This window comes from Parabacteroides sp. D25, from assembly GCF_000307475.1.
Taxonomy (GTDB): Bacteria; Bacteroidota; Bacteroidia; order Bacteroidales; family Tannerellaceae; genus Parabacteroides; species Parabacteroides distasonis.
Map to the genome: position 1 here is coordinate 90,386 of NZ_JH976509.1, position 23,804 is coordinate 114,189.

At 38.3% G+C, this 23,804-nt stretch carries 23 protein-coding genes; 10 read left to right on the forward strand and 13 right to left on the reverse strand.

The features are described from left to right. Window positions 1-7 precede the first annotated feature (7 nt). From HMPREF0999_RS19855 to HMPREF0999_RS19885, 7 genes are all read left to right on the forward strand, one after another. On the forward strand, window positions 8-1,015 hold the full coding sequence (locus HMPREF0999_RS19855; RefSeq protein ID WP_009276748.1) for a glycosyltransferase family 2 protein: 1,008 nt from the start codon (window positions 8-10) through the stop codon (window positions 1,013-1,015). A 13-nt stretch (window positions 1,016-1,028) separates the two neighbouring features. Next, complete coding sequence (gene pseF / locus HMPREF0999_RS19860) at window positions 1,029-1,721, forward strand: pseudaminic acid cytidylyltransferase (protein WP_009276749.1); 693 nt, start codon at window positions 1,029-1,031, stop codon at window positions 1,719-1,721. A gap of 1 nt (window position 1,722) precedes the next feature. Beyond that, the gene (locus HMPREF0999_RS19865; RefSeq protein WP_009276750.1) at window positions 1,723-3,183 is read left to right on the forward strand and encodes a bifunctional UDP-2,4-diacetamido-2,4,6-trideoxy-beta-L-altropyranose hydrolase/GNAT family N-acetyltransferase; all 1,461 of its coding nucleotides are present in this window, start codon (window positions 1,723-1,725) and stop codon (window positions 3,181-3,183) included. After that, window positions 3,173-4,234: a pseudaminic acid synthase gene (gene pseI / locus HMPREF0999_RS19870; protein WP_275955221.1), complete on the forward strand. Its 1,062-nt coding sequence runs from the start codon at window positions 3,173-3,175 to the stop codon at window positions 4,232-4,234. The genes HMPREF0999_RS19865 and pseI overlap by 11 nt, the downstream gene beginning before the upstream one ends. A gap of 22 nt (window positions 4,235-4,256) precedes the next feature. Further along, window positions 4,257-5,312 carry a sialidase family protein gene (locus HMPREF0999_RS19875; RefSeq protein ID WP_009276751.1) on the forward strand — a complete coding sequence of 352 codons (1,056 nt, stop codon included), beginning with the start codon at window positions 4,257-4,259 and terminating at the stop codon, window positions 5,310-5,312. Between the two features lies 1 nt (window position 5,313). Beyond that, window positions 5,314-6,216: an acyltransferase family protein gene (locus HMPREF0999_RS19880; RefSeq protein WP_009276752.1), complete on the forward strand. Its 903-nt coding sequence runs from the start codon at window positions 5,314-5,316 to the stop codon at window positions 6,214-6,216. 85 nt (window positions 6,217-6,301) lie between these two features. Then, window positions 6,302-7,465 (forward strand): SGNH/GDSL hydrolase family protein, encoded by a 1,164-nt coding sequence (locus HMPREF0999_RS19885; protein ID WP_010184356.1) that lies wholly within the window; start codon window positions 6,302-6,304, stop codon window positions 7,463-7,465. Here HMPREF0999_RS19885 and HMPREF0999_RS22550 read toward each other — a convergent pair. From HMPREF0999_RS22550 to HMPREF0999_RS19925, 9 genes are all read right to left on the reverse strand, one after another. After that, window positions 7,435-7,740, reverse strand: coding sequence for a hypothetical protein (locus HMPREF0999_RS22550; protein WP_029257218.1), 306 nt, complete (start codon window positions 7,738-7,740; stop codon window positions 7,435-7,437). The two genes, HMPREF0999_RS19885 and HMPREF0999_RS22550, sit on opposite strands and share 31 nt — an antisense overlap. 103 nt (window positions 7,741-7,843) lie before the next feature. Next, window positions 7,844-8,905, reverse strand: coding sequence for a sialidase family protein (locus tag HMPREF0999_RS19890; RefSeq protein WP_009276754.1), 1,062 nt, complete (start codon window positions 8,903-8,905; stop codon window positions 7,844-7,846). A gap of 109 nt (window positions 8,906-9,014) precedes the next feature. Continuing rightward, the gene (locus HMPREF0999_RS19895; RefSeq protein WP_009276755.1) at window positions 9,015-9,533 is read right to left on the reverse strand and encodes a hypothetical protein; all 519 of its coding nucleotides are present in this window, start codon (window positions 9,531-9,533) and stop codon (window positions 9,015-9,017) included. Between the two features lie 930 nt (window positions 9,534-10,463). Then, window positions 10,464-11,369, reverse strand: a complete 906-nt coding sequence (locus tag HMPREF0999_RS19905) for a glycosyltransferase family 8 protein (protein ID WP_009276756.1) — start codon at window positions 11,367-11,369, stop codon at window positions 10,464-10,466. A 35-nt stretch (window positions 11,370-11,404) separates the two neighbouring features. Then, on the reverse strand, window positions 11,405-12,838 hold the full coding sequence (locus HMPREF0999_RS19910; protein WP_009276757.1) for a lipopolysaccharide biosynthesis protein: 1,434 nt from the start codon (window positions 12,836-12,838) through the stop codon (window positions 11,405-11,407). Between the two features lie 3 nt (window positions 12,839-12,841). Continuing rightward, window positions 12,842-13,696, reverse strand: a complete 855-nt coding sequence (locus HMPREF0999_RS19915; RefSeq protein ID WP_224202488.1) for an O-antigen ligase family protein — start codon at window positions 13,694-13,696, stop codon at window positions 12,842-12,844. Window positions 13,697-14,085: 389 nt separating this feature from the next. After that, window positions 14,086-14,949 carry a glycosyltransferase family 2 protein gene (locus HMPREF0999_RS19920; protein ID WP_008778269.1) on the reverse strand — a complete coding sequence of 288 codons (864 nt, stop codon included), beginning with the start codon at window positions 14,947-14,949 and terminating at the stop codon, window positions 14,086-14,088. A gap of 83 nt (window positions 14,950-15,032) precedes the next feature. Next, window positions 15,033-15,242: a glycosyltransferase family 2 protein gene (locus tag HMPREF0999_RS22170; protein WP_005856144.1), complete on the reverse strand. Its 210-nt coding sequence runs from the start codon at window positions 15,240-15,242 to the stop codon at window positions 15,033-15,035. Next, complete coding sequence (locus HMPREF0999_RS19925; protein WP_005856146.1) at window positions 15,239-16,336, reverse strand: glycosyltransferase; 1,098 nt, start codon at window positions 16,334-16,336, stop codon at window positions 15,239-15,241. Before HMPREF0999_RS19925 ends, HMPREF0999_RS22170 begins: the two co-directional genes overlap by 4 nt. 266 nt (window positions 16,337-16,602) lie before the next feature. On the opposite strand from HMPREF0999_RS19925, the gene HMPREF0999_RS19930 reads away from it, so the two are divergent. Next, entirely contained in the window at window positions 16,603-17,919 is a 1,317-nt protein-coding gene (locus HMPREF0999_RS19930; protein ID WP_005856148.1) for a UDP-glucose dehydrogenase family protein, read from the forward strand. A gap of 67 nt (window positions 17,920-17,986) precedes the next feature. Here the strand turns inward: HMPREF0999_RS19930 and HMPREF0999_RS23190 are convergent, their stop codons facing one another. Beyond that, window positions 17,987-18,136, reverse strand: a complete 150-nt coding sequence (locus HMPREF0999_RS23190; RefSeq protein WP_005856150.1) for a FeoB-associated Cys-rich membrane protein — start codon at window positions 18,134-18,136, stop codon at window positions 17,987-17,989. A 50-nt stretch (window positions 18,137-18,186) separates the two neighbouring features. Next, window positions 18,187-20,676, reverse strand: coding sequence for a ferrous iron transport protein B (feoB, locus tag HMPREF0999_RS19935; protein WP_005856152.1), 2,490 nt, complete (start codon window positions 20,674-20,676; stop codon window positions 18,187-18,189). 137 nt (window positions 20,677-20,813) lie between these two features. Here feoB and HMPREF0999_RS19940 point away from each other — a divergent pair, with 137 nt between their 5' ends. Together HMPREF0999_RS19940 and HMPREF0999_RS19945 are read left to right on the forward strand one after the other, a co-directional pair. Next, complete coding sequence (locus HMPREF0999_RS19940) at window positions 20,814-21,299, forward strand: hypothetical protein (RefSeq protein WP_005856155.1); 486 nt, start codon at window positions 20,814-20,816, stop codon at window positions 21,297-21,299. 16 nt (window positions 21,300-21,315) lie between these two features. Continuing rightward, the gene (locus tag HMPREF0999_RS19945; protein WP_005856158.1) at window positions 21,316-21,726 is read left to right on the forward strand and encodes a 2-amino-4-hydroxy-6-hydroxymethyldihydropteridine diphosphokinase; all 411 of its coding nucleotides are present in this window, start codon (window positions 21,316-21,318) and stop codon (window positions 21,724-21,726) included. Here HMPREF0999_RS19945 and HMPREF0999_RS19950 read toward each other — a convergent pair. Then, window positions 21,670-22,683 carry a class I SAM-dependent methyltransferase gene (locus HMPREF0999_RS19950; protein WP_005856160.1) on the reverse strand — a complete coding sequence of 338 codons (1,014 nt, stop codon included), beginning with the start codon at window positions 22,681-22,683 and terminating at the stop codon, window positions 21,670-21,672. The genes HMPREF0999_RS19945 and HMPREF0999_RS19950 overlap by 57 nt on opposite strands. Beyond that, the gene (locus HMPREF0999_RS19955) at window positions 22,667-23,800 is read right to left on the reverse strand and encodes a hypothetical protein (protein WP_005856162.1); all 1,134 of its coding nucleotides are present in this window, start codon (window positions 23,798-23,800) and stop codon (window positions 22,667-22,669) included. The genes HMPREF0999_RS19950 and HMPREF0999_RS19955 overlap by 17 nt, the downstream gene beginning before the upstream one ends. Window positions 23,801-23,804: the final 4 nt, after the last annotated feature.

Sequence of the window (23,804 nt, forward strand, 5' to 3'; positions counted from 1 at the left end):
TAGAGAGATGGACCAAAATATTCCTGCGGTTAGCATTGTTATCCCGGTATTTAATGTGGAAAAATACATTGGGAAATGTTTGGATTCGTTGATTTCCCAGACATTGCATAATATTGAGATTATCTGTGTGAACGATTGCTCTACAGATAAATCATTAGATATACTTCGGGATTATGAGGCAAAGGATAATCGTATTGTTGTTATTGATTTACCTCGGAATATAAAACAAGGGGGAGCCCGTAATGCCGGGATAAAAAAAGCGAGGGCTCCTTTCCTTGGTTTTGTTGATAGTGACGATTGGGTTTCTCTTGATATGTATGAAAATCTCTATACATTAGCGGTTACGCATGATGCGGAAATGGTTTGTGGTGACTATTTTCAGTATTATAGTGAACAAGATATTCGTTTACGGATTAACTGTAAGTCTGAATGGTTTTCATTGCCTGAATATGAGAGAAATAAGCGTTTTATTGAAGGTGAATGTCGGATTTGGACTAATATAATCAAAAAGGAAGTCTTTATCAGAAATAAAATAGAGTTTCCTGAGGAGCTATTCTATGAAGATAATGCGATTGTAACAGCTCTATATTTGAGTGCGAGAAAGATCGTGAAGGATAACCATCCTTATTATTATTATCGTTGTAATAATATTTCTACGACTCGGAGCATTAATAACTATCGCTTTTTTGACCGTTTGAAGACTTCTAAAATGTTTTTGGATAATATGCGTAGATTAGGTATCTATGAGATATATCCGGAAGAAGTAGAGTTTCGATTTACTGAGCTTTTTTATGTAAACTCAATTCTAGGCGCCATATCACAGTTTGATCCTCCTGAGAAAAAGTATGTGAATCAAATCAAGCGGGAGATGGAAGAGATATTTCCTTGTTTCATGAAGAATAGTTATTACAAGACAAAAGTTCCATTGAAACTTCGTATATTGCTTCGTGCTATTTATTTTCAGACTGATTTGGGCATAAGCTTGTATCAGATTTTGGTTAAATTAAGATCATAAAAATAACGAAAAAATGAAATGTTTGGCAATAATACCAGCACGAGGAGGTAGTAAACGGATTCCTCATAAAAATATAAAACCTTTTTTGGGCAGACCGATAATAGCATATTCAATAGAGGCCGCTCTTGGTACCGGACTGTTTGAGGAGGTGATGGTTTCGACGGATGATGTGGAAATCGCCGAGATAGCCCGTCAAGAAGGGGCTTCTGTCCCTTTTCTGCGTTCTACGGAAAATGCTAATGACTATGCTACATTGGCGGATGTATTGGTCGAGGTTGTCAATGCCTATAAAGGGAGAGGGTATGAGTTTGACTTGATCTGTTGTTTGCTTCCAACAGCCCCATTGATTTCTTCCGAGGATGTTCGTTCTGCTTATGATCAGTTAGTTATGTCTACCTTTGATTCTATCTGTCCGGTGGTCGCTTTCTCATATCCGATACTGCGTTCTTTATCGATAGATGAAAAAGGAAATTTAAACATGAATTGGCCAGAGTATAGATTTAGCCGGAGTCAAGATTTGCGCCCCGCCTATCATGATAGTGGTACGTTTTATTGGATAAAGACCTCTTCTCTATTAAAAGATAAAAAATTGCTAAGTGAGAATGGCACGGCGATTGTTCTGGATGAGTTTCGTGTACAAGATATTGATACGGATACAGATTGGGCTTTAGCGGAGATGAAATATAAACTACTTCATATGAGTTGATATGAGAGTTCTGATTTTAACTGAGGGATATTCGCACACAGGCTATGGGCATATTTCCCGTTGTACGGCTATTGCCCAAGTATTTCGGGAGAGAAACGCAAATGTAACCTTTATTGTAAATGGGGATGAGAGTGTAAAAAACTTAGTACAATCTTATCCTCTGTTTGTCTTTAATTGGTTGGAGAACACGGAACGTTTGCTTGAGTATCTATCTCAAGATGACATAATAGTTATTGATTCCTATTTGGCAGGAAAAGGACTTTATACCGAAATAAGACAGCGGGTAAAGGTCGCTGCCTATTTAGATGATTTTAATCGTTTGGAATATCCGGAGGGAATCATCATAAATGGGACGGTCGGTGCGGAATTGATACCCTATAAACGGAATCTTGGACAACATTATTTGTTAGGAAAAGATTTTGTGATTTTACGTGAGGCATTTAAAGACTTATGTGGTCATAGAGAAATCCGGGAGAAAGTAAAGACCGTCCTAATAACTTTCGGAGGAAGTGATCCTTTAAATCTAACGCCAAAAATTTTGGAGAAGTTGACGAACTGCTATGCTAATTTGAGGAAAATCGTTATCTTAGGGCCAGCATTTTCTCATAAGGCAGAAATAGAGAGGATGGCGGATGATAATACGGTTATATACCGTAATGTGGAGGCTGAAGTGATGAGAGATTTGATGTTAGCTGCGGATCTTGCGATCTCTGCGGCTGGACAGACGATAAACGAATTGGCGATAACAGGTCTGCCATCCGTTATCTTTAAGGTGGCTGAAAACCAAGGTAACAATATTGCGGGGTGGAAGAATATTGGCTTTGTCGATGAATTTATTGATGCCACAAAAGATTGGCATATAGATGATCTGGATAAGATTATATTAAAATTTGAGAACTCCGAATATCGGCGGGAGATTTTTTGTCGGGGGATAAGTCAAATCGATGGAAAAGGGGCTCATCGGATTATGAAAGCTGTAATCCGGATGTTTTATGAGATGAATATGGATATGAGATTGGCTAAAGAAGAAGACTTACTACCTCTGTTCGAGCTTACGAATGATCGGATGGTACGGCAAAATTCTTTTTCGACCCATGCTATATCATTGGATGAACATAGAAATTGGTTTTATGCGACCTTAAAGAATAGAGCAAGAAGACTATTTGTCTTTTACGAGAAAGAGAAATTAATTGGACAAGTCCGTTTCGATATTGAGGAAAATAACAGTGCGGTGATTAGTATAAGTATCGGAGCTAACTACAGAGGATTTGGACTTGCTCTTTGCTTATTGGAAAAGGCTTTGAGGCATTTCCATGAGCGTGAAAGGCAAATAAGTAAGATTTACGCATATGTGAAAACCGAGAATATGGCTTCAAGATATGCGTTTATTCGTGCTGGTTTTAAGGATTGTGTTAGTGATAATAAACATGCGTTGAAGTATTGTTATGTGTATGGAAACTAATTTATTCGAATATTTTGGTCTTGATCGGGAAGATTCCGATCGGGTATTTATTATAGCGGAAATGTCTGCGAATCATAATCATGATTTCAACATCGCCGTAGAGACCGTGAAAGCAGCCAAGGCTGCTGGTGCGGATGCCATCAAATTGCAAACCTATACGGCGGATACTCTTACATTAGATTGTGATAATGCTTATTTTCAAATAAAGCAAGATACTTTATGGGATGGAACCACATTGTATAAATTATATCAGAACGCCTTTACTCCTTGGAAATGGCAACCTGAATTAAAACGTATTGCGGAAGAGGAAGGTCTGATTTGTTTCTCATCTCCATTTGACAAAACATCTGTGGATTTCTTGGAGGCTATGGATGTTCCGGCATATAAGATCGCTAGCTTTGAGATTACGGATATTCCTTTGATCGAGTATGTGGCCTCAAAGATGAAACCAGTCATAATATCAACGGGAATAGCTACTTATGAGGATATTGAGGGGGCGATAGCCGCTTGCAAAAGAGTCGGTAATGATCAGATTGCCTTATTGAAATGTACATCTTCTTATCCGGCTCCTGTGGCGCTTGCGAACTTGAGGACGATTCCTGATATGAGAAAGCGTTTCAAACTTCCTGTAGGGCTTTCAGATCATACGATGTCTAGTTCGGTGGCGGTAGCCTCGGTTGCGTTGGGTGCTCGAATTCTCGAGAAGCATTTTATTTTGGATCGGGGTATAGGTGGACCGGATGCGGCTTTTTCTATGAATAAGGAGGAGTTCTCCGAAATGGTTCGATGTGTAAGAGAAGTCGAGATGGCATTGGGAAAGCCAACCTATGAGTTAACTGAAAAGGTGAGGAATAACAGGAAATTTGCCCGTTCCTTATTTGTCGCTCAAGATATGTATGCTGGTGATACAGTAACAGAAGAAAATGTTCGTTCTGTTAGACCCTCTGATGGTCTATCGCCTAAGTATTTACCGGATATATTGGGCAAAAAGGTGAAATGTGATATAAAAAAAGGAGAACCTTTCAAGCGGGAGTATTTATCAGATGATTAACTAAAGTTAAAATATATGCTTTATGAAACACCATCTACTTTTATTTATTATGGTATTTCTATTTCCTTTTATGGCTTGTGGTGATGATGAGCTAAAGGAAATATATAACCCAAATTTGCTTCGTAGTACGTCTATTGACGATAGTAGCCTACATTTGGCTTTTCCTGCCATTGCGGGGAATAAGGATCGAAGTAAGATTATCGTAGTTTATAGAGAAGGTTCGAGCCACGTTAGTTTTGATAGTAAGTTAATACAGATGGAGAGTTTCGATAAAGGAAAAACATGGGTTAACAGGAAGGTTATATTTGCTCCAGTTAAAGGGCATGACGTGAGGGATCCTCAGCTTTTAGTATTACCTAATAACGGTATACTTTGCCGTTTCTTTGAAAGAGGATCGGAGACGGAATCCATTGTGAAAAGCATTTGTTCGGAGAATTGGGGTATTTTCTATGGATCGCCTGTTTTATTTCCTTTTCCAAAAGACGAGACATTTGCGGCAGCCCGTGGGAATATGGTTATAATAGATGATGTAATTTATGCGGTATGTTATAATCGTTGGGCTGTTACATGGTTGGAAAAATCGGAAGACTTTGGGAGGAGTTGGGAGGTTGTATCTTGGTTAGATGAGCGTCTGTGGACAAATCAAATAGAATGTGGACGTATTAATGAGGCCTCGCTGGGGTATTATGATGGGAAAATGTACGTTGTGGGTCGTCAACAGTCAGAGAATGGAGACAATCGTCTTGAGATTGGAGTTAGTGAGGATTTGGGGGTGACTTGGACATGGAGTTTTTTACCGATAGAAGGGCATGCTCCTTCTTTAACTCCTTATAAGGATGCTTTTATACTAACTTACCGGAATGTTAAGGACTCCAATCGTGGTAAATATAGTTTTGATACGGTACTTCTTAAAGATGGGAAGTTGGCTAGTAATCCTGCTAGTCTTTTTGAAAGCGATAATTTTGATGTCGGCTACGGAGATGTTCTTACTTTACCAAATAGTTTCTTGGTTTGCTGTTATCAACCGGGCTCTATCCGTTGTTATGAACTGAAATATGATGTTTTCAATTATAGATGATATGGATAAGAGAGAAAGGGATTATTCGATTGATTTTGTGAAGGGAGTTGCCATTCTCTTTGTGATATTGTTGCACAATATGCCAAATGAATCTATTTACTCAATTGCTTACATTGGGCAGGCTGTTCCTTTATTTTTATTGGTGTCATCTTATTTGACTTATGGTGGTTTTCAGCGAAAAGGTTTCAACGGTTATTTCTCTGCTAGGAATGTGAAGAAGATGTTAGATCGTGTTTTTCTCCCATTCTTTCTCTTAATTTTTTCTCAATGTGCAATCTTTTATCTTCTTAAAGGTGGAGTAGATTGGCAGCGGCTTTATATGCAAGGTGGCTTTGGTCCAGGATCCTATTATCCATGGATCTATTTACAGTGTTGGCTGATATTGCCTTTTGTTATTTTTCTGGTTAATTGTCTTTCTTTTAGGAGGTCTTTTGTGTTATTTGTTGGGATTTGTGCTTTGGGTGAATGGTTTACCTGTGTATTTCATGTGCCGGATAATGTTTATAGACTTCTTTTTTATCGATATTTATTTCTTTTGTATTTATGCTGTGTTATTTTGAAGTTTAAAATAAAGTTGAACGTTTGGGTTTGTGGATTAGCTCTTATAGCCTTGTTCTTGGCTATTTTAGAGATATATACTTCTGTAGATTTGATGCCATATCTTACGAACCAATGGAAAGGATATCATTGGGTTGATTATTTTTATACTTTATTTGTGTTTTTCTTGCTGGTGAAACTATATAATTATATAATGAAGTCACGACTATCTGTTTTCTTTGTAAAATTGGGTAATTACTCATATGAAGTGTTTCTTTTCCAGATGTTGGTGTTTAGTTTGATTAGTGAGAAAAGATTTTTCTTTATCGAGAATGAGGTGTTTAGAAACATAGTATATGTGTGTTGACAACTATTGTATTTTCTATTGTTCCTGTACTTGTTTATAAGGAGTACATAAAGAAATTGTATGTTAGATGATCAAATTGTAGAAAATGAAAATAATTATTAAAATGATGTGCTTATTCTTCTTGTTGGCATGTACTAAAGATGAAATGAATACATTTGAAGGAGCGATTCCTTTTTATAAGGAAGGTATATCCAATTTAAGATCGGATATATTAGATAAAAAGGATGGTGTTCAAAATAGTCTGTTTACTTTTATCTCAAACGTTTATACGGATGAACTATCCCAAGAAGTAATTATTCGTATATTATCAGATGATATAGATTTATCGGTAGGAAAAGATTTAGGATTTATGAATATTTATAAGGAACGAGTGGATATTTATAAATCCAATAAGGATTATCAAGCTGCCTTAAATGAGTCTCTTCCTTTGTCCTTTACACTTAATAAGGATATGTTATATTCGATAGGTTTTGATAAAAGGGAAGATAGTGTTTCTTTTTTTATAAGGGAGATAGAGGCTGACAAAAACGTACTAAAGGAATTTAAGCGGACTTATTCTGCGCAAAAGGATCCTTATCAACTTTTGATGTGGGGGAAACCTTTCTTTGCGGTGAGGCGTGGTGAAGTAAAGCTCTTAGATTCATGGATAACAGCTCCTTTTCATAACCCTGTATTGAGTATTTTTGGAGACTCTTTTGTAGAGGGGACAATGTTACTTATTAATGGTATAGATCGAAAATATCGTTGGAGTTCGATGCTTACTTCTGTATTGGGAAAAGAACGATGTTTGATAGATGGTAAAGGAGGAGAGATGATGTCTGATGAATTTATTAATCGATTTAAGATAGAAAATTCTTGGTATAAGACTAAGTACGTTATTTTAGCCTTAGGCACAAATAATTACCTTAATGTTGAGGAATATAAGAAATATATGCTACAAGCTATATCTATTTTAAGAAATAATGGACAAATCCCTATTTTACTCACAGTCACTCCTCGTAAGGATCGTGACTATGAGCCTGTTAAACTAATAAATGACTGGATTAAAAGTATGAATATTAAATATATAGATATGCATGAGGCTGTGACAAAAGAAAATGATCCAACCCAATGGAGAGATGGTTATTTATTTTATGACGGTATACATCCAACTCCGAATGGATATAAAGCAATGTATGAGCAAGTCTTGAAGGATTTACCAGAAATCTTTAAAGAAGATCATTTAAGTATGTCATACCAAAATTCATAACTCCTTATTATATTGGGGATATAACAACTTACTAAAAAAGAGCCATTCATGGTTAGTACATCTGCATATCCTATGTCCATGTCCATATTACTATATAAAGTAACAGGGGTAGAAGCTATTTGGCCATTTTTCCAAAAAGCGAGATCTAAAGAATAGCCAGAAGATGTAACATTTGCTTTATTTCTAAAAGTAAGAATGTAGCCATTATTATAAGAGGTTAATGAAGGTGCATCAGCTGATATATTTATATCTTGCCAGCTCCACGTTTTTCCCATATCATTACTTGTACCATATGCGGAAGGTCCGGTAGCGGCCTGTCTCGCAATACAAAATATTTTTCCATTCTCGTATCCTAAAGATGTTTCATTTATGCCATTTTTAAGCTCTGATACATAACGACCATGTATTTCCTGAATCAGTAGATTTTGTTAGCCAAGCACGGACGGAGTCGTAAGAGACAGAATAGATTATACCATTAAGAAGAAGCATATTACCTCTAGCGGCAGCATCGCCTGTCCAATTAGGAGCAGATGAACCTGGTAATGTGATCGGACTTTGATAAGTGTTGCCAAAATCGCTGGATCGGATACATTTGACTGTATGTTTATTTGCTGTTCTTTCAAAAAAGCGACATATTAGAGTATTATCAGATAATACTAAAAATTGTGGATCTCTAGCATCTGTATTAGGGCTCGGTGTATAAATGACTTTTTTATCTTTCCAAGTCTTGCCATAATCATAACTTGTTAGTTGGATAATTTTTCCATCATAACTTAAGTGACTATTCCCTTCTCTGTAAGCAATTAAAATTTTACTTCTGTTTGAATTTCCGGCGATAGTTGTGAAAGCGACATGTTTGTCACTTTTTATAACATCAACTCTATTTATTAAATTAGGATTATATCTACAAGCATATACCCACTTCAGATATTGTGGCATATGAGGGCGCCAAGTCTCCTTTGACAAGCTAACCCCATCTTTTGACTTAAAATGTGTAGTATTTGTTTGCATTGAATAAATATTTCCAGTCTGGGTAGGACTGTAACCTATAACGCCATTACCCTCATAAGGGTCATATCCACAATCAGGTGAAGCTTGTTTTAAACCATATGCACCGTTTGGTAAAGTAATATTTTTTGTTACTCTATAAAAATCCACGACGTATCGCCCAGGATCTAGTTTGAAAGCATCTTTATTTTCTTCTGTGATATTAATAATTGCATTGGCCATTCCCTCACGTATGATTGCACTTGTATGACCTGTAACTGTAATAGGTTCATCTGCTATTGGTTTTGTGGAATATAGAATATTCACCTCATCAATAGTAGCTGATTTTGTGGATATGTCTTTTTCTGACAAATCTAATCTATGGTTCTCTATATCTTCTGAACAAGAGAATAATGATATCAAAAATATATAAGTGTAAGTTATAGTTTTCATTTTATTTTGTTGTTTTTGATGATTTTTTTAGTATATTTATTCTATAAATATACACCTTAAACTAACAGAGAAGATAATATGAATGAGGTTACTGGTTATTGAAGATTTTTTATTCAATCAATTTATTCTCTATTTTTAATGCATTGATAAAGAGTTCCCATGAAACAGTCATTTTTTCTTTATTTTTTTCTCGAAGAGCTTGAGCCTCCTTTTTACTTTCGCCAAGAACGTCAATAGATGGATAACCGTCTTTGAGATATATTTTTCCGTCTAGCATATCATGGAGTAGAACTAAATCGTTGATGATATGAGACATAATAGAAGATGTTTCTGTAAAAGTAATTATATTGAATAAATGTTCCCCATTTAAGTAAAAACAGAGATTCCTTTGTGAGCTAGGTCTTATATTTTCTTTGATAACTTCATTATTGAAAGTGATTTCACCTGTTGCTATATTAAAAGATTTTATATCATTGCTGGAAAATAGAATATTGGGTTCTTCTACTTGCTTTTCACTACTTAGGCTAGTCACAATAATTGGTGGCATAATTTCATCACTATTGTTATTTTCATCATTCTTGCATGATAATAATAATGATAATACGATTAGAAATAGAAATTTGTTCATAATATTTTGTATTATAAGGTTAAAAAACAATAAGCCTTTTTTGTTTTTTCAATTTACGGTTATATTCATGATTTACAAAATATATAATGTTATCTATTTATAAATTAAATTAAATAAGCTCTTGTTTGTAAGTTTTTTGATTTAAAGAAGTTCCTATGAGAGATACTTAGTAATCCTTTTTATTTAAAAACTTCCACCACTACATAAAACAGTGCTATGTAGTAATAGATATTGTTAATTTTTTCACACGTTTGAAAACTAGTAAGCGGTAGTTTGCCGTAATATGTCATTCCGCATAGTTGTTGAAAGTTTGAGTGTTTGGAATGATCATGTCCGGAGAAATATTTTGTGAGAAGTTGACCGATTTGATCATGTGAAATCATCCATATTGAACGTGTGGTTTTAGGGCTTTTTTCTTTTGGATATCCGTAGTTATAAAGTAAGTTGGCTTCATCGGCAAAGTAAGTTAACTTACTTAGGCATTCCAGCTAGTTAACTTTGTTGATGAAACAGGCTTCACCAATTTAGTCTCATCTTCGTCGTATGAAAGGGGGAGGACATTACCTATATTGAGGTAAAATGTGCTTGTTGATCCTGCCAATTTTATATATTGGCTAGGAGTCTGGTGCTGTTCAGATGAGAGCTTTAGCGATTCGTTATCTATTATTGAAACCGTAAGTTATTTACTATACAAGCCGTAAGCCTAGCACTAGGTATAGCCGTAAGCCTACGGTTAGACAAGTCGTAAGTTGTTCACTTTAATGGGGCTTGATAGATTGGGTTTATACGTATCACCATTAAATATCGGATGAGCTCGTATTGATGATTTTTAAATGTATGTTCATTTTTTTCTTTTCTATTATAATCCACGTTTGTAATAATTGGGACATGAACTGATTATTACAAACGTGGAACGTGGATAAAAGTAAGTTAGAATAGGCTATCCTTGGGAGCGATAAGCCCCAATTTTTCTAGTAACGAACGGAATCTTGCCTTAATGCGTGCCTTCATGGGGATATGCCTAATAAAGCTTTTGTCCAAACCGGATGTGTCTAAATAGAACGCGAAATCTTTTTTGAAAGGAGGCTCAAATTCGATAAACCAAGGTTTGCTGCCGCTGTAATGCAAGATAACGGGGTCAGTGATAGCTTGCTCTCTTTCATCCCGGTAAGTTCGGCTAATCAACGGGTCCTTGAAAAAATATCCGTGTTGTACATTGTACTTCATGGGCAGGGTTAGCTTGATCTCTTTTAATACTATATTCAATACATCTTGATCATGGTATCTAAGTCTCTCAGGGTATTTGTTGATTATCTCGAAAAAGCTTTCTGAAAGATTATTTTCTCGCCAATATCTTAGGTTGACCAATAATACCCCAGCGTTGAAATAGCCAAGAGATGGGGAATATTGGAGCCGGTTGTAGATACGTATGTCATCTATTGACATATCAGGGATTACTCCGGCGGCATAGCTTTTTATATCTGTATCCCATAATGAGCGTAGTGAGTGGCGGACGACAACATCACAGTCGAGATAAAGGACCTTCTCAACGCTTTTGGGAAGTATATCCGTCATGATAAGTCTAAAATAGGTCGCTAACGTGATATGTCTACTTATCGGGCAGTTGGCGAAAACCTTTTTATCTACAGTATAGAACTGGATTTGCTGGCCATATTTGGCTACGACCTTTTTCAATACCTCTTGGTTTTCAGGGGATATTCCCTCTGTCAAGATATGTACCGTAATCTCCTCTTTCGGGTTATTCACACAAATAGAGGTTACTAATACACCACAGGGTATGACATAATTATTGTCTGTGCAACATACAATATCCATAGGATGTGTTTTTTATTCAGGTTAATACTGTGTTTCTACTGTCTATGTTTTTTTAGGATCAACGAGAGAATGAAATCTATCTCTTCCCATTTAAGCAAATAGGATAGAGTTAGATAATAGCAGATACCTATAATTATACCGACAATGAGTTTAAATAATAAGATAGGGATAAAACTTACGCAAACGTATATGATTAGTCCCATCGATATGGATAACAAGAGTATAGGACATAAAGCCTTAAGCTCTTTTCGCAGGTAAACATCGGGTAAAAGTCTTTTAGTGAATCTTGTCAATACATAGATGTCACATAAGGCATAAGCAGCGATACCGGCGCACATGATGGTGATCCCAAATGGAATGGTAATGACTAAGATAGTAACCGCAATGAGCTTTTTTATGATCTCGGATCGCAGGGAATAATCACTTCTCCGTTTTACGTTGAGCAGATCCCAGTTCAGGCGTGAGATCGGGTCCCACATATAAGCGATACTTAATATTTGTAAATATGGTATGGTATGTACCCACTTATCTGTCAAGATAACACGAATTAATGGATCAGCCAGTACACATAAGCCGATCATCAACGGGAATATGATGAAGGCTGTCATACGGATGAACATGAAGAACTTTCGTTGCAGTTCCTCGTTATCATGCTGTATTTGGCATTCTATCGGATAAGTGACCCGTGTGATGATGCTTGTTATATTAACGGAAACGTATTGGGCAAGAGAAGTAGCCCTGTTGAAGTTTCCCAGATCAGCGGATGAAAAATATTTACCAATTACCAATGAGTATAGATTCAGATATATCGTATGAAGCAATCCTCCGGCAAGTAATTTAGATCCGAATCCGAACAATTCCTTGAAAGACTCTTTGGAGAAACATAGGCGAGGAATCCACCGGGTACTTCCCCAAAGTAATATCAAAGCTAATAAATTCGTGAGTAAACTTTGGATGACCAGTGTCCATACACCATAACCATGATAAGCCAGCCATATACCTATTCCTCCACTTATAGCTACTGTGCTGAATGAGATGATAGCTTGCTTTTTGAAATCGAGGGAAATGGTCAGTTGTGCTCGTTGTACGGCGCAGAATGAGGTCAAGATTAAGTTTAATCCTACGAATTTTATGATGGTTTCTAGTTGAGGCTGGCTGTAGAATGAGGCTATGAATGGAGCGGTGGAGAAAAGGAGAAGGTACATGGCTATCCCGATAAATATATTGAAAAAGAATACCGTCGAATAGTCTACATCTGTTCTTCCCTGTTTCTGGATAAGAGCGTTCGAGAAGCCACTATCAACGAACGTTTGAGCTACCGCCATGAAAATACCAAGCATGGCGACAAGCCCATAGTCGGAAGGCGACAAGATACGAGCGATGAAAAGACTTAACACGAATTGAGCTCCCTGTACCGAAAGCCTTTCCATGCTACTCCAAAAAAGACCGTTTACTGTTTTGCCTGCCATGTATTATTCGGGTTGTTTTTGAGAGGTTGATTTATTAGCCAACAATTGGTGCTTTTGCTCAGACATTACAAGCCCTAACAACATCATTATAAAGAAACCCCGATGTCCGGTAAACGTGGCATCTGCGATATTCTCAATCAATAGATACCCGATGATAAGAAAAGGTATAATAAAATATTTCTCCTTTTGCGTAGAGAGAAATAGTTTGTAGGCTTTCCGTATGATATAGGCGAAAAATAGTATATATAAGAATACGCCTATTATCCCAAATTGAGCTAAACAGGGATAATAGGTGTCCGCTATATAACTATAATTGTTTTTACTGATCCCTTTTACATTCTCGATACCGTATTTTGCGTATAGAGGCGAATAATAAACGCCAGAGGAGTGGGAGGCAAAACTAGCGAAGCCCGACCCAAATGGGAAAAAGTCCTTGAAAATCTCGAAAGATGTGACGTATAGCATGGCACGGGCCATGAATTCCTCGGGAACACTGTCCAAGGATTTACCCACACCAAAGTACATGACCATTTTTTTCCAGCTAGCTAAAACCATTGCGGCAAGACTTAATACGGCTATCGCTATTGTCTTGAAATTGAGCTTCAGACGACTTATGTTCCCGAAGAATATCACGGTGACCAGAGATATGATAAAAAATCCATAGAACTTTGAACGAGCCGAGAATAATCCAATCGCTAAAATAAGGATAAAGATCATCTTATCAATTTTAGCACCTTCGCTACAATAATAATAAAGCAGGGAGGATGCGGTTATGATAGCGGCGAAATAAGCGACATGCCCAACAGTTACCCTGAAGGCGAGTGGATAGACTAGAGACGCACATCCTATAAGAAACATGAAAAAGGATATAATAAGAATGATTTTCTTTATCAAATCTTTCTGTTTCGAACTAAATACAGGACAGAGATAATAAACTGCGAAAAAAGCTAAATAGGGTTTAAATTGGATAATCATGTCTGAGATGATTCCTTTCGCAGAGTTACTATGTATATAAAACGAATAAATCGTATAAAATATGAAAACAGAGCTTACCGCTAGAAATGACTTATTTATAGCCCAATCCGGCGTCTTGAATGTTGCGAAAATAAATAAGATAAGCAAGATGCAAGCACATATCTCATCTATACTATCAAATCCGATCGTTCCATAAAGGACCAATCCAAATATGAACGTGAAAATAAATAAGTTATAAAATTGCTTGTTTATGAATTCTTGTATCATCTTTTTTATTTGCTAGGAACGACCTTTGGTTGTAACTGAAATGTTTCTTTTTCTCTTTGAGGTGCACTTGTGAGGTGCTGAGCCTCAGATTTGATCTTAAATCTGTTTTTCCTAAAGAAATAAAAGAAACTTTTCAAATGAATTAACGTTTTCTTATTAAGACGCTGACTACTTCTTTGGTGAACATGCGTCATTTTGGATAAAGGGTAATAGACTACCTTCTTATTCTTTTTCCAACAACGATAGCAAATATCCATATCTTCTACATACAAGAAGAATTTCTCGTCAAATCCTTTTAGTTCATTGTAGAATGTGTGAGAGATCAAAAACGCTGCTCCCATACACCAATCGACCTCTGTAGGAGTGTCCATAGGAAGGTTCTTCAGTAAATAGGTTTGAACATTTTTATTGCCGGACTTATCATTTCCTTTGGTAAGAGCCCGATTTAGCAAAATCTTAATTGAAGGAAATCTACGTGCAGAATATTGCAATGAGCAGTCCCGGTTTTGTAACTTGGGTGCGACAATTCCACATGAAGGATGTTTTATCGCATAGTTGTATAATTTGTCGATTGCTCCTTGCGTTAATATGATGTCTGGGTTTAATATAAGTATATAATTCCCTATAGCATGTTTTGCTCCAATATTATTATTTCGGGCAAAACCATATTTCTTTTGATTCTCAATGAGTTTTATGGTAGGATAATTGTTCCGGATATAATCGGCGGTTCCGTCAGTAGAACAATTATCAACAAAAATAACCTCGAATGAAACGGATGGACTTCCTACTGAATACAAAGACGCAAGCATCTCTTTCACGTATGAAAGGTGATTCATGCCAACTGTTATAATCGATATTTCTGGTTTCATTATCATTTTGTCCTATTATATTTTTAATTTTATAGATGCAATTTATGTTCTATTTGTTGATGATAGATTGTATTTTTCACCTATTATAACATTATTAAGTTTGTTGGTCGGGTTATTACCTTAAACCGATTCTTCTTTAAAAAGTAAATCGTACCATCAGATGAGCAATTATCTACGATGATGACTTCGAGCGGGACTGATGGTCTTCCTGTCGTGAACAACGAATTTAGTATCTCCATGATATATTTGAAATGATTCCTTGTTATGGTTATAATAGATACATAAGGTGTCATAAACTAGTATATGCGTTTTGATAAGACAAAGACATTTTCTTCGCTGTATAATGCTTTTGGAATATGTCTTGTACTTCTCGTGCGACTTCTGTACGATCTAACAGGAGCACTTTTTCTATTTTGTCGAATAAACTATTACTGTCTTTATTGTTGAAAATATATCCTGTCGTGACGCTCATCTTCGATAGCACCTCTTGGTGTGAAGGTATATCAGAAAGTAACATAGGTAATCCTACTGTCATACTCTCCAACAGCGTGTTTGCCAATCCTTCGACATCTGAGGCTGAAATATAATAATCGGAAGCGATTAAGTAATCATAAACATTCGTTTTAAAACCGGGTAAAAGAATCCGGTCATCACCTTCTTTTTTTAAATCTTCCCATAAGGGTCCCTCACCGAGCATGATCAATCCCACTTGCTTGGCCCCTATTTGTTTAAAGGCACGTATTAATAGTTCAGGATTCTTCTCTCCTGAGAAGCGCCCGATAAAAATAAAATATCGGATATCGTCTTTTAGTCCTAAATCTTTTCTTAGCTTTTGCCGATAAATCGGATCGCAATTCCAGATGGGTAACGAAGATCCATTGGGTATGCAAGAGATGTCCCAACCTTTATTTTCTTTATAGAGTTTTCCTACACTTTCAGAGCAACCTATGGGGAGATCTACTTTTCGGGTGAAGAAATGGTTCAGTTGATTGACGATATCTCCTTTAAATTTTCCATATAATATCTGCTGCTGCAGTCCCGGATAGATATGAATCGTATAGATTCGTTTATACTTTCGAGGTAAAAAGCACATTAAATATAATGAACGCGGACAATGCGCATGAAGCATATCCGGATTGATCAATTTTACCTCTTGTTTTAGTGCCGTGAATAAAGCGAATGGATTAAGAGGTGTTTCTGGTGCCAATTGATGAATCGAAAGCGGATACTTCTGGAAATCCTTAATTCGGGTAGTTTTTTTCTCTGGTATGAAAGTAATGATAGATACCTTGAACTTGGAGAAGTCCATATATTGGATAATGTTATACATAACATTAACCGGGCCTTCGTTGCATAATGATGATACCAAGAAACAAACTTTAGTCATGCTCTCTTCCTTATTTTTCTTTACTGTCAAACTGTACCTGCAATAATAACGGACGGGTGAATCTATTATTGTTGATTTCTCCGTTTGTTTAACAATGTAAGATTTCCCTCTATTAAAGGGAAATCGAATACAAAGTTAACAGTTATTTCTTTAAAAACAGACGAATATATGATTTTTTTCAATTTGTATATTTATGATAGCGGATTTCTCTGAATTATTGTACATTTGCATACGTTTTTAAGATATTTTGAGAAACAAAGGGAATTATGAAAATAGCAATAGTTGGAACAGGCTATGTAGGCTTGGTAACAGGTACGTGTTTTGCGGAAATGGGTACAGAGGTGTTTTGTGTAGATGTGGATAAAAATAAGATCGATAATCTGAAGAAAGGCATCGTTCCCATTTATGAGCCGGGTTTGGATGAATTGGTGGCTCGTAATATGCAGGCGGGACGTTTGCATTTTACTACCGAGTTAAAAGAATGTCTGGATGAGGTGGAAGTCTTGTTTTCCGCAGTGGGGACGCCTCCAGATGAGGATGGAAGTGCGGACTTGAAATATGTGCTGGAGGTTGCTCGGACCGTGGGAAGATATATGAATAAATATATTTTGGTCGTTACTAAAAGCACGGTTCCTGTTGGTACTGCCCAAAAGGTAAAGCAAGCTATTAAAAATGAGCAAATTAAACGGAATGTAAATATAGAGTTCGATATTGCTTCTAACCCTGAGTTCTTGAAGGAAGGGGCTGCGGTAAAGGATTTTATGAGTCCGGACCGTGTAGTTGTAGGAGTGGAATCCGAGCGTGCCGAGAAATTGATGTCAAAGTTATATCGTCCGTTTTTACTGAATAATTTCCGGGTGATTTTTATGGATGTTCCTTCCGCTGAAATGACTAAATATGCGGCAAACGCAATGTTGGCGACTCGTATCAGTTTTATGAATGATATCGCTAATTTGTGTGAGATTGTCGGTGCTGACGTAAATATGGTGCGTAAAGGGATTGGAACGGATGCTCGTATCGGTAGTCGTTTTCTGTATGCGGGTTGCGGATATGGAGGTTCTTGTTTCCCGAAAGATGTCAAGGCGCTTATGAAGACCGCTGCCGATAGTGGTTATCAGATGCGTATATTGGAAGCGGTAGAGGCTGTAAATGAAGAGCAGAAGTCAATATTGTTTCGTAAGTTGGTGAAGCATTTTAACGGGGATATTAAAGGCAAGCGTATCGCTTTATGGGGGTTGGCGTTTAAGCCGGAGACAGATGATATGCGAGAGGCTCCTTCATTGGTTTTGATCGAAAAGTTAAGAAACGCCGGATGTCTGGTTTCGGCTTATGATCCAGTGGCTATACCTGAGGCTCAAAGACGTTTGCCTGAAGATGTGATTTCTTATGTTAAAGATATATATGAGGCTGTGATAGATGCGGATGCACTATTGTTGGTTACTGAATGGAAAGAATTCCGTATGCCTTCTTGGTCTGTTATTAAGAAATTAATGGCTACGCCTTTAATCTTGGATGGACGTAATATCTATGATAAGGCAGAATTGGAGGAGGCCGGTTTTATTTATCATTGCATAGGTCGGTAAAGACCTTTTGGTTGGAAATAAGTTATGGGGCTGTGTTGCAATTCTTTGCTTGACTCAACCCCATTGTCTATTTCATCAATTCTTTCTTTAACGAACACCCACTACATCCGCAACAAGGGTCTTTGGATTTGGGGGCGGCGAACATTCGATAAACCTTATATGCGATATATCCGATAATCGAGATACCAATAACGTAAACTGCTATATCTTGCCACATACCTATAAATTTACCTCCTATATATAACTAAATAAAACATAGGAAAGTTCTTAGCAAAATAAACCCACAAAGAAATTTCCCGTTTGATAAACAATGAAAGAAACGATCCATGCTAGGACACAAGTATAAATGATAACGAATATACCCCATTTCCATGAGCCAGACTCGTTGACAATAGCCGATATAGTCGCTATGCACGGAAAATAAATCAAGACGAAAAGCATTAAGCTAATCGCTATGAGCGGTGTGAATACCAAATTACCTTCCGCGTTACGGTCTTGCTTCAAACGCTCCGACAGGGCTTGGCTGTCATCATCGGCATTCCCCGTGTATAATACGCTTAACGTGCTGACAACAACTTCTTTCGCCGCCATACCGGTAAGTAGGCTTACACTCATTTTCCAATCGAATCCTAAAGGAGCCAAGATCGGTTGAATCGTCTGGCCGATACGCCCGATATACGAATTTTGTTGGTGGTCGATTGCCTTCAAGCGTTCTAACTCCTCTATCGTATCTGTTTTTTCTTGAGAATCCAACTCCGTATTTTCGATCTCCGCTATCTGGCGATCAAACTGATCTCCGCTCTCCGAATGTCTGGGGAAATACCCAAGGAACCAGATGATGATAGAAGCGACCAAGATGATACCTCCCATCTTGTGCAAGTATTGTTTCGCTTTCTCCCACATATGGATCATGATGGATTTGCCGGTAGGCATCCGGTAGGGGGGGAGTTCCATTACGAAAGGAACATCCTCCTCGTTAAACAGGAAGCGTTTGAAAAGACGGGCCATGATAACTGCCAGCAAGATTCCGGATACATATAAAGCTAATAACACAAAGCTGGCGTTCTTCGGGAAAAACGCCCCGGTCAGCAATACATAAACCGGCAGGCGGGCGCTACAGCTCATCAACGGATTTACCAACATCGTTATCATCCGGCTATTACGGCTCTCTATCGTACGGGAGGCCATGATAGCAGGAACATTACAACCGAATCCCATCACTAAAGGGATGAACGACTTTCCATGCAGTCCCATCTTATGCATGATCTTATCCATGATAAAAGCCGCACGTGCCATATATCCGGAGTCTTCCATGAACGATATGAACATATACAGAATCAAGATATTCGGCAGGAACACGATAACACCTCCCACGCCACCGATGATACCATCCACGAGAAGATCCTTCAAAGGTCCTTCCGACATATGGTTGCGCACGAAATTACCGATCACCTCGACCAATGCCTCTATCCATTCCATCGGATAGCCTCCCAAACGGAAAGTGGCCTCGAACATGATCCACATGAATAGGATAAAGATAGGGAAGCCTAAGACTTTATGCGTGACGAATAGATCGATGATCTGCGTACTCGTTGCCTCTTTGATCATATTTTGTTCGTAAGTCTCACGCAACGCTCCGGAAATAAAGCCATAGCGTGCGTTCGTGAATGCGGTCTCACAATCCTCTTGCAATAACTTTTCTATTAGGGCTGTATTACGGTCTCTTTCTTGGAAGATCGTTTCGGCACCGGGCAGCGTTTTTATAAATGTCTCTATCTCCCGGTCTCCCTCTAATAGCTTGATAGATAGATAGCGCTTTGACAAGCTTTTGGGTATATCCACGCTATTTTTCAAGGTCTTCCTAACGTTGCTGATCCCTTTCTCTAAAGACTCTCCGTAATTAATATGGATATGACGGATGACAGGATCTTCTTCTTCGTATACCTTGATTACACGGTTAAACAAATCCTCTATGCCAAAGCCTGTTTTACTTACGGTCGGGATAATCGGTGCCCCGATCATTTTCGCTAAGGACTCATGATCGAATTTATTACCATGGCGTTCCAGCTCATCATACATGTTTAAGGCGATTACCATGCGAACGTCCATATCGATCAGTTGGGCGGTCAAATATAGGTTTCGCTCCAGATTGGATGCGTCGATAACATTGATCACCACGTCTGGTTGCTCTTCATTCAAATGCTTACGCACGTATAATTCTTCCGGCGTGTAAGCGGATAGGGAGTAAGTACCCGGTAAATCTACGATGCGGAATGTATAGCCATTCTGTTGGAAGGTTCCTTCCTTGGCATCTACGGTCACGCCGCTATAGTTACCCACATGCTCATGTGCTCCGGATGCGAAATTGAAAAGAGAGGTCTTTCCGCAGTTCGGATTACCAACCAAGGCTACGTTAATTGTTTTTCCTTTATGTAATGCGATGGCTTGCAATTCATTGCCGGAAGGCAGGATAAAAGAGTCTGCACTCCTGTTCGTATCTTGTACCGAGGTAGCTTGTTCCTTCTCGAAATCCGCCGCGCTAACGACTTCGATCAATGCGGCGTCCGAGCGTCGCAATGAGACATCATATCCCATTACACGATAGTGAATAGGGTCTTTGAGCGGAGCGTTTTGTATAACGATCACTTCTTTCCCTCTGATAAATCCCATCTCGATAATGCGTTTGCGGAAAGCTCCGCGACCCATTACCTTTACTATAACACCTTTATCGCCTGTGCGAAGTTCTGATAATCTCATGTCCTATTAAATGTTACGCGAAGGTAGCTTGAAAACTTCGTACCACCAATACCAACTAATAGGTATTTTTTTATTTCCATGGGTTGTTTTTCGAGTATTTTATGTATGTTTGTGCCACAAATTTCAACTTTAGACAAATGAAACTACGAATTACTTTGTTCACCACCTTATTGGTTCTTCTGTCTGCTTGTTTTACAGGCTGTAAAAAAGAATTGAAGGATTTCTCTTTTAGTTATAGTATGGAAAGTGTAGATAACTACAAACTAATGGTTCTGTTTGATAGTGACAAGACATTCCGTATCGAGGAGTATAATTATTATATGGATAATTTCGCCAAGAAACGAGATCCTAAAATTATGGAGGGGACATTGACTGACGAGGAGTTTGCTTCTTTAAAACCGATTCTGCAAAAATGTAATTTCTTTAAGATGAAAGACTCTTATGGCTTTGAGGAGGAGACGAACCGGGATTTAGGGGATATCATGTATCAGGTTTCATTTACCACGGAAGGTAAGGAGAAATTTATCTCTATCCGTAATAGCGATACCGGACAATTTTCCGCTTCTTTCGTGAAGTTGATCGGTTTTATCAATACATTCTTGAATAATCATAAGAATGACTAAACGCTTTTAGCCGGAGATGGAGAATAAACGAAACCGGGTTCTATTGTGCTTAGGCTCTAATTGGGATAAAGAGAAAAATATGGAGCGCGCGGCGGAGATGCTGCGTGCTCATTTTGTTTTTATACAGTTTTCTCAGCCAGTTTATACGGAACCGATCGATTGTCCATTATCAACTACATTTTTGAATCGAGTGGCTGTTTTGTATAGCGAGGAGAGTCCGGCGCGAATAAAGGATGTCTTGAAAGATATAGAATGCTGCATCGGCCGTAAGCCGGAAGATAAATCTTGTGGGCGTGTGCCGATAGATATTGATTTATTGCAGTGGAACGACCAAATCTTGAAAGCAGAGGACTTGACCCGTGAATATGTTCTAGATGGCATCTGCTCGCTCCTTGCCGCAGGAGAGAATGATGAATGGTGCCAATAGAAAACCAAAGGAGCCGCTGTTGCGGATCAATGCGTTGATACCTTTGCATATCAAAGAAAGAACTGGGTTGTTTCGGTCTGCGTTATAAAATCCTTTCTCTACTTTAAGCTTGAACTGGTAGGGTGCCAATAAGTCCTCATAAGTCTGTATGGGAAGGATTCGTTCGGCCCAATTACCTGTAGCCGGATCGCAAGTATTGTATGGGTCTTCCGGGCTTGGTAAACTCTTTTTCTCGATCGCTTTTTGGATATCGGGATAGGTCAAGCCTCTAGTCTGCCGGGCCCATGTCTCTACTTCTTTTGGGGAGAAAGCCGGGCAAAGTTTCGTTATGAATTGCTCTCGTAATGTATAATAGTTGGGGGATTCCAAAGATCCACTTTCGCATCCGATCATCATCTTATGTAACCGTTGTTGGACATACGGGTTGAATGGTGTAGAGGCTGTCGTGAATAGTAGATACATGGAATCGTTTATATGGATTAAATCCTTGAAGAACAAAGATAAATCATAGACATGTTCTATCAGGTCCGTAGCGATTAAAAGTTGGGGGGAGACTTTGTTCCTTGCGCACCAGTCCGCAAGAACATCTGAATCTCCATGGAGTATGGTATCGGGGCCTATTCCTATTATTTGTTTCAATAGCTGGATCGTCTCCACGGAAGATGGGTTAAGATCAATATAAATAACTTGTCCTATTCCTATGGATTTCGCCAGAATACTAAGGAAGCCGGTTCCTCCTCCATAATCGATTAGCGTGACATCGGAGATAGGGGTTTGTATCGCTTGAAGTCCTCTTTGTAGGCAATCTGCGTATATATGCATGAAATAGCTTAACGCCGGCTTTAAGTTGCCGATGTATCGCTTATTATAATCGCTGATAGGTAATTTATTATAGTCGATCGCTTTCAAACGTTCGGTTAATGTATGTAATAAATCACTTCTATTCTCTTTCATCATATATCATCTTGTATAAACGTATCCCCTGATCTTCATTAGAAAAAGCAGGGAACAATAATTGTTTTCGTTTATCTATCGCCTCTTTATCTATAGGTAGGGCCATTAATTGTTCGCAAGCCCGTATCATCTCATCCGGCGTATCGGCGATATGGCATAAAGGATCTAATCCGCTACCCGCTAGCATGAGATGATTGACAATCGTATGCCTTCCGGCGAATAAGCTGTTCAAAAGCTTTAGTTTTAGGCCGGTATCTTGAAATGTGATTAGCATATGAATTTGTGCGTTGTGGATCAATGCGTCCATACGTTCCTTACTGGGATTTGCTTCTACTTTTATATGTGGGTAAGGAGCGGCTGCCTCTCGTATCAAACGGGTCGGGTTCATGCCCGCTATTATGCAGGTATGTTTTAATTGGCTGAAAACATGCTTGGTGAGAAATAACACGGCTCGCTCATTCTCGATAACGGATAACTTGCCATGATATAAAATATAATCGGATTTTCCCGGTTTGGCCGTAATCCGGTTATTCTCGTGGAAACAAGGAACGAACTCGATCCTTTGATTGGGAAATTGTTTTCGTAAATAGTCTGCGTCTGTCGTGGATACGGCGATTATCAGATTTGCGTACTGTGCTACTTTCTGATAGGCTTGGAAGCGCATGGCCTCGATCTTGAAAAAGGCATTGCGAACCAATCCTTTGCCAGACTTTGCCAAGTGGCGATAATAATCGTGCTCGATATTGCACTCCCGGAATATCTTCATCCGGTTTCTTAAACGGGGATCGTCCATATAATAGCAGGAGTGGAGGCCCTCAAATAAGATCGGGTAATCATTTTGTAAAAGATTCTCGATCAAGCGATGATCTTTACGGCTATATACATTGTAAGGGAGCCATGTTAAATTAGCGATTACCCCGGTACGGCGTTTATAATAGAAAACCTTGTCGCAAATGCTTTCTAATTCCGGTGCGTGCGGACGTTCATATTCGAAACAATGTAATATGAGTTTCACGCCGCATGCATGCAAGGCCTCCAGTTTATAATACACATCAATGACCCCTCCGTAATTGGCGGGATAAGGTATATTGAACGATACTATGTTGAGGTATTTATCCATCTGC